This is a genomic window from Oscillibacter sp. CU971 (assembly GCF_905219725.1).
GTDB lineage: Bacteria > Bacillota > Clostridia > Oscillospirales > Oscillospiraceae > Oscillibacter.
In genome coordinates this window covers 1-4586 of record NZ_CAJMXG010000226.1, presented here as the reverse complement: position 1 = coordinate 4586, position 4586 = coordinate 1, and the positions used below count along the sequence as shown (strand labels likewise).

The following is a 4586-nucleotide window of genomic DNA, read 5'->3' as shown; positions in this document are numbered from 1 at the left end:
ACATAAAGAGCACGCGCTATTTTGTGTAACATATCGGTAGACGGGCTAATTGTTCCATTTTCGTATTTGGAAATTACAGACCGCTTAACTCCAATGGCATTTGCTAATTGTTCTTGTGTCCATCCTCTCTTATTTCGAGCACGCTTAATTGTTTCCATTTTGCAGCCCTCCATTATAATTATTGTATCCTGTCAGGAACGCAAAGTCAATACATCCAAAAGAGGTTCTTGACAAGAACGAAAATGTGGTGTACTATGTTCCCATCAGGAACGGAGATGAGCGCATGACCATCAACACTACGCGCATTGAGCTGATGCTTGCGGAGCGGGGCATGACCCGGACAGCCCTTGCGGCAAGCTGCGGCATTTCCCGGCAGAACATCAGCACCGTCATTCGGCGCGGGACCTGTGAGCCTAAGACGGCTGGAAAGCTGGCGGCGGGTCTGGGGGTCCCCGTGGCGGACATCATCAGGGAGGGATAGAGCCATATATTTTGCAATCATGCTGGCCGGGGCTTGGCAGCTGACAAGCTGGATCATGTCCCTGGTGGAGCGGCTGGAAGGAGGTTGACCCCGTGCCCACGAGAATGAGGACGGCGGAAGGGGCCCTTGCCCTCATCAAGGAGGAGGATCCCGGCAGCGCCGTGACGCTGCGCTGTATCCGGCGGCTGATTAACACGGGGGCAGTTCCCCATGTCGCTGTCGGCTGCAAGAAGCTGGTAAACGTGGATAAACTTTTGGGTTATTTTGAAGGAGGAACGAACAATGAAAATTGAGATTCACCTGTTGCGCTTCTATGCACGGGTTTGGGACCCGGAGAGCGAAACCAACCGGGAGGTACCGATCACGCTGACGAAGGACCAGCTTCGAGCGGCGGGTCTGCTTGAAATGTCGAGTAAGGAGGTCATTTCCCGCATCTGCAAACGCTGGGGGCTCCAGCTCTTAGAGGCCGGGAAGGCGGAGCGGCGTACCATCGCCTTTAATCTGGACTCGCTGTGGGACAGTCTCGCCGGAGGGGAGACGCAGGGCGCCCCGCTGGACCCGATCGAGATGATGGGGGCGCTTGAGGGGGAGGGCGATACTCATTGAGCACCAGCAAGGAAAAACACCCTTCTTGGTTCAAGATGAAGCTGGAGCGGCGCACGACGGTCAAGCAGCTAAAGCCCAGAGTTGCCGTCAACGTACTGCTGGCCTGTTGGGAATTTTTGGAGACAGGAGAGAGACCTACCGGACTGTCCCCTATCGAGAGCATCGCCTTTTCAGCCTTCATCCCGGACCTTGAAGACGCATGGGCGACGTACATAAAAAGAATTTCCAGTGGTACGAATGGAGGAAGGCCTCCAAAAGACGAGAAACCATATGGTTCCGTATGCCCCCATTCGATACCGTGCGATACCGTCCAAAACCATGCGGTACCACATGGGACAGAAGAAGAACCAGAACCAGAAGTAATTATTTCCCCCCTTACCCCCCCCAGGGGGAAGCGTGAGCGCTTCACGCCTCCAACCGTGGAGGACGTAGCCGCCTACTGTCTGGAGCGGAAGAACGGGATTGACCCGGAGGAATTTGTCTCGTTCTATGCCTCCAAGGGCTGGAAGGTCGGGTCAAGCCCCATGAAGAATTGGCGGGCCGCTTTGATTACCTGGGAGAAAAAGAGGGCCAAGGAGATAAGCCCAGAGCCCAAGAGCGCCAAGCGCGGACGGCTTGTTGTTGGCGAGGATGGGGAGGAGGCCTGCGTTTTCGATGCCTGAATACCACCTGCCGGAGAACGCGGAAGCCTCCATCATCGGCTGTCTGCTGCTGTGCCCGGATACCAAGCCCGCCGTTTCCCGTCTGGTCAACGAGGGAGATTTCTCCCCCGGCCTGAACGCCGCCCTGTTCTCTGCCGCCCTGGAGCTGGAGGAGCCGGACAGCGCCGTATTCCATGCGGCGGTGAAGCGCCGGGGATATACCCTGCCGGACGGCTTCTTTCGGGAACTTGGAGACATCGCGATATCACGGGCGAACGTGGAGCTGTACTGTTCCCTGCTGCGGGACAAGGCCCAGAAGCGCAATCTGTCCGCCCTGGCGGATGAAATGCGGGCTTCCATCGCCGACGACCGGGAAGCGGCGGAGATCATTTCCGGGGTTCTTTCCAGGCTCGGAGAGATCGAGCGGGGGACACTGGCGGCAGACATCGCGTCTCCGTCTGACGCCTGGGAAGCGTTCTTCCAGCACCGGGAAGGGGTCCTGGACGGCAAAGGAGCGGTGTCCACGGGCTTCCAGCCGCTGGACCGTATGCTGGGGAAGGGTATGCTTCGGTCCGGCCTGTACGTGCTCGCGGCCCGCCCTGGCATGGGTAAGACTACATTCGCCTTGCAGATTGCGGACAGCGTAGCCAAGACTACCGGCCCCGTGCTGTTCGTTTCGCTGGAGATGGCCTTGGAACAGATTCAAGGCAAGCGCATTGCCCGGCTGACTGGTATCCCGTCGGATGAAATCCTGCTGGGCGATGAAGATAGTCTGGACTATGACAAGATTGTCTCCGCCAGCAATATTTTAAAAAACCTCCCGGTCTACATAAGCCGCCGCCCGTCGGCTACCGTGGCCCAAATCCGCCACATGGCGAAGTCCATTCCCGGCGTTCAGTGTGTGGCAGTGGACTACCTGGGCAAGGTCACTCCGGCGGACAAGCGGGCCTCCCGCTATGAGGCGGTGACGGACATTTCCGGCCAGTTNAAAACTCTGGCGGTGGAGCTTGGCGTCCCTGTGCTGGCCCTGGCACAGCTGAACCGGGAGAACACCGGGCGCAATGATAAGCGGCCCCAGCTGTCCGACCTGCGGGATTCGGGAGCTATTGAGCAGGACGCCGACGGAGTGATTATGCTGCATCGGGCGGACTACTACGAGCTGGACGAAACGCCAATGGGAGCCGGTGAATCGGTGGAACTGGAGATTATCGTCCGAAAAAATCGCCACGGGCGCATTGGGAGCTGTTCCGCCGGTTTCTTCCCGGCAACGGGAAAAATCATCAAAATTCAGTGAAAATGCAAAAAAGGAGGATTGGACGTGAGTTATTATCGGACCTGCCCCCATTGCGGGGCGAACCTGGACCCCGGGGAGAGCTGCGACTGCACGATATCCCAGGTCTGCACCGAGGCAAGAGCCGTTTTCCCGGAGCTCTTCACGGGCCGGACTGACCGGGAGATCGTGGGTGAGATTGCCGGAATTGTCCGGCGGGCAGAAATGAAAGATGCCCCCGCCGATGCTGCGAACACTGGCGAGGGCGGGGCGGAACAGAATTCGACGGCTGTTTCCGCCTCCACTATAACCGAAAATGGGAGGCCTGTCAAATGAATGATAAGCAAAAGCTGGTGAAGGGGCTGTTAGAATTACAGCGGACCGATCATGACGGATATCTAGCTATGGCTGCTATCATTCCCGCCATGATGGGGGTTGAAGATATACCCGTGCCGGAAGGGAACAGCCGCGGCGCTTTCAAGAGAGCNGTTCGGAGAATCCGAGCGGTGCAAGCTGGCATGGAAAAGGACCACCCCGAGTGCGTTCCCGGCTTGAAGAAGGCGGCGGCATTGATTCGCCGGGAGTGGCTGCATAAGGAGGCCACGCTGTGAAGGTCACCATTTCCCACACAATTGAAGAGCGGGAGGAGGCCGACGCCGTTCTGTCGGCCCTCCGGCCTCTNCTGGCNTGGGGAAAGGTCCGCNAAAGCGACCGTCATGCCCCGTTTTTACATATCTATTTGGCAACTAAAAAGCCGGGAAAGCCTTGCGATTCCAGAGAAAATCCTTGACCACGCCGCCATATTGTGGTAAAATATCGTTGTGAATTAGGCATGAGTACCGCCCGCAAGGGTTAGCCAACAGAAGGCATGGGAACGGCTGCAACGCTGTCTCATGCCTTTTTCTGTTCCCTCCGGGGCGGGGTTCTATGCGGGCTTGTTCATTCTCCCGCGTCTCCTTCCCCCGCCCCCCTGGGGAACCTATTCAGCCGAACTCTACGGCGTTAAACGGAGGTACATATGGAAAGCATCAACAACACCCAGGACATCCAGCAGCAGCCCACCACTCCCACCCCGGAGGCATCGGGGGAACAGGGCGGAGAGCGGATGTTCACCCAAGACGATGTGAACCGCATCGTTTCCGAGCGGCTGGCCCGTGAGCGTCAGAGGACGGAGCCGTCCGCCATAGATGAGAGAGAAATCCAATTGAGGGCGCGGGAAAGCCGCCTGGACTGCCGGGACTACCTGGAGAGCGTAGTCAAGGACGGCAGGGTCTGGAGCGGGCGTCCTGAATCAGGTACGGGCGTCATGTGCCTGCTGGACGTGCTGGACACTTCCGACAAGGACAAATTCCAGAAGACCGTTGATTCTCTGCTGGAGATTGGCGCGTTTAATCCTCAGCACGAACCGCTGAAGCTCCCCGGCGTGGACAAGCACGGTTTCGGAAGCATGAATATCGAGCATATGATTTCCGCCGCCTTCAAGCCGAAAACTTGAAAGGATTGATATAACTTTATGGCAATTGACCTTGTAACCAAATTTCAACCTTATGTGGATGAACAATTCAAAAACGAATCCAAGCGGGACCTT

The 4586-nt window shown here is 57.3% G+C and carries 8 protein-coding genes; 7 read left to right on the top strand and 1 reads right to left on the bottom strand.

Annotated elements, in window-relative coordinates:
- Nucleotides 1–158: helix-turn-helix domain-containing protein (locus tag JX325_RS18745; protein WP_374220621.1), on the bottom strand; the 158-nt coding region annotated here is incomplete at its 3' end.
- Nucleotides 159–283: 125 nt separating this feature from the next.
- Here JX325_RS18745 and JX325_RS12925 point away from each other — a divergent pair.
- The 7 genes from JX325_RS12925 (at nucleotide 284) to JX325_RS12895 (ending at nucleotide 4493) form a co-directional block, all read left to right on the top strand.
- Nucleotides 284–481, top strand: coding sequence for a helix-turn-helix transcriptional regulator (locus JX325_RS12925; RefSeq protein WP_204791517.1), 198 nt, complete (start codon nucleotides 284–286; stop codon nucleotides 479–481).
- 92 nt (nucleotides 482–573) lie between these two features.
- Entirely contained in the window at nucleotides 574–774 is a 201-nt protein-coding gene (locus JX325_RS12920) for a DNA-binding protein (RefSeq protein ID WP_204791516.1), read from the top strand.
- Complete coding sequence (locus JX325_RS12915; RefSeq protein ID WP_204791515.1) at nucleotides 764–1087, top strand: hypothetical protein; 324 nt, start codon at nucleotides 764–766, stop codon at nucleotides 1085–1087. The genes JX325_RS12920 and JX325_RS12915 overlap by 11 nt, the downstream gene beginning before the upstream one ends.
- Complete coding sequence (locus tag JX325_RS12910; RefSeq protein WP_204791514.1) at nucleotides 1084–1749, top strand: hypothetical protein; 666 nt, start codon at nucleotides 1084–1086, stop codon at nucleotides 1747–1749. The genes JX325_RS12915 and JX325_RS12910 overlap by 4 nt, the downstream gene beginning before the upstream one ends.
- On the top strand, nucleotides 1742–3022 hold the full coding sequence (locus tag JX325_RS12905) for a DnaB-like helicase C-terminal domain-containing protein (RefSeq protein WP_204791513.1): 1281 nt from the start codon (nucleotides 1742–1744) through the stop codon (nucleotides 3020–3022). The genes JX325_RS12910 and JX325_RS12905 overlap by 8 nt, the downstream gene beginning before the upstream one ends.
- Before the next feature lie 24 nt (nucleotides 3023–3046).
- Nucleotides 3047–3334, top strand: a complete 288-nt coding sequence (locus tag JX325_RS12900; RefSeq protein ID WP_204791512.1) for a hypothetical protein — start codon at nucleotides 3047–3049, stop codon at nucleotides 3332–3334.
- A gap of 682 nt (nucleotides 3335–4016) precedes the next feature.
- Nucleotides 4017–4493, top strand: a complete 477-nt coding sequence (locus tag JX325_RS12895; protein WP_204791511.1) for a hypothetical protein — start codon at nucleotides 4017–4019, stop codon at nucleotides 4491–4493.
- Nucleotides 4494–4586 lie beyond the last annotated feature (93 nt).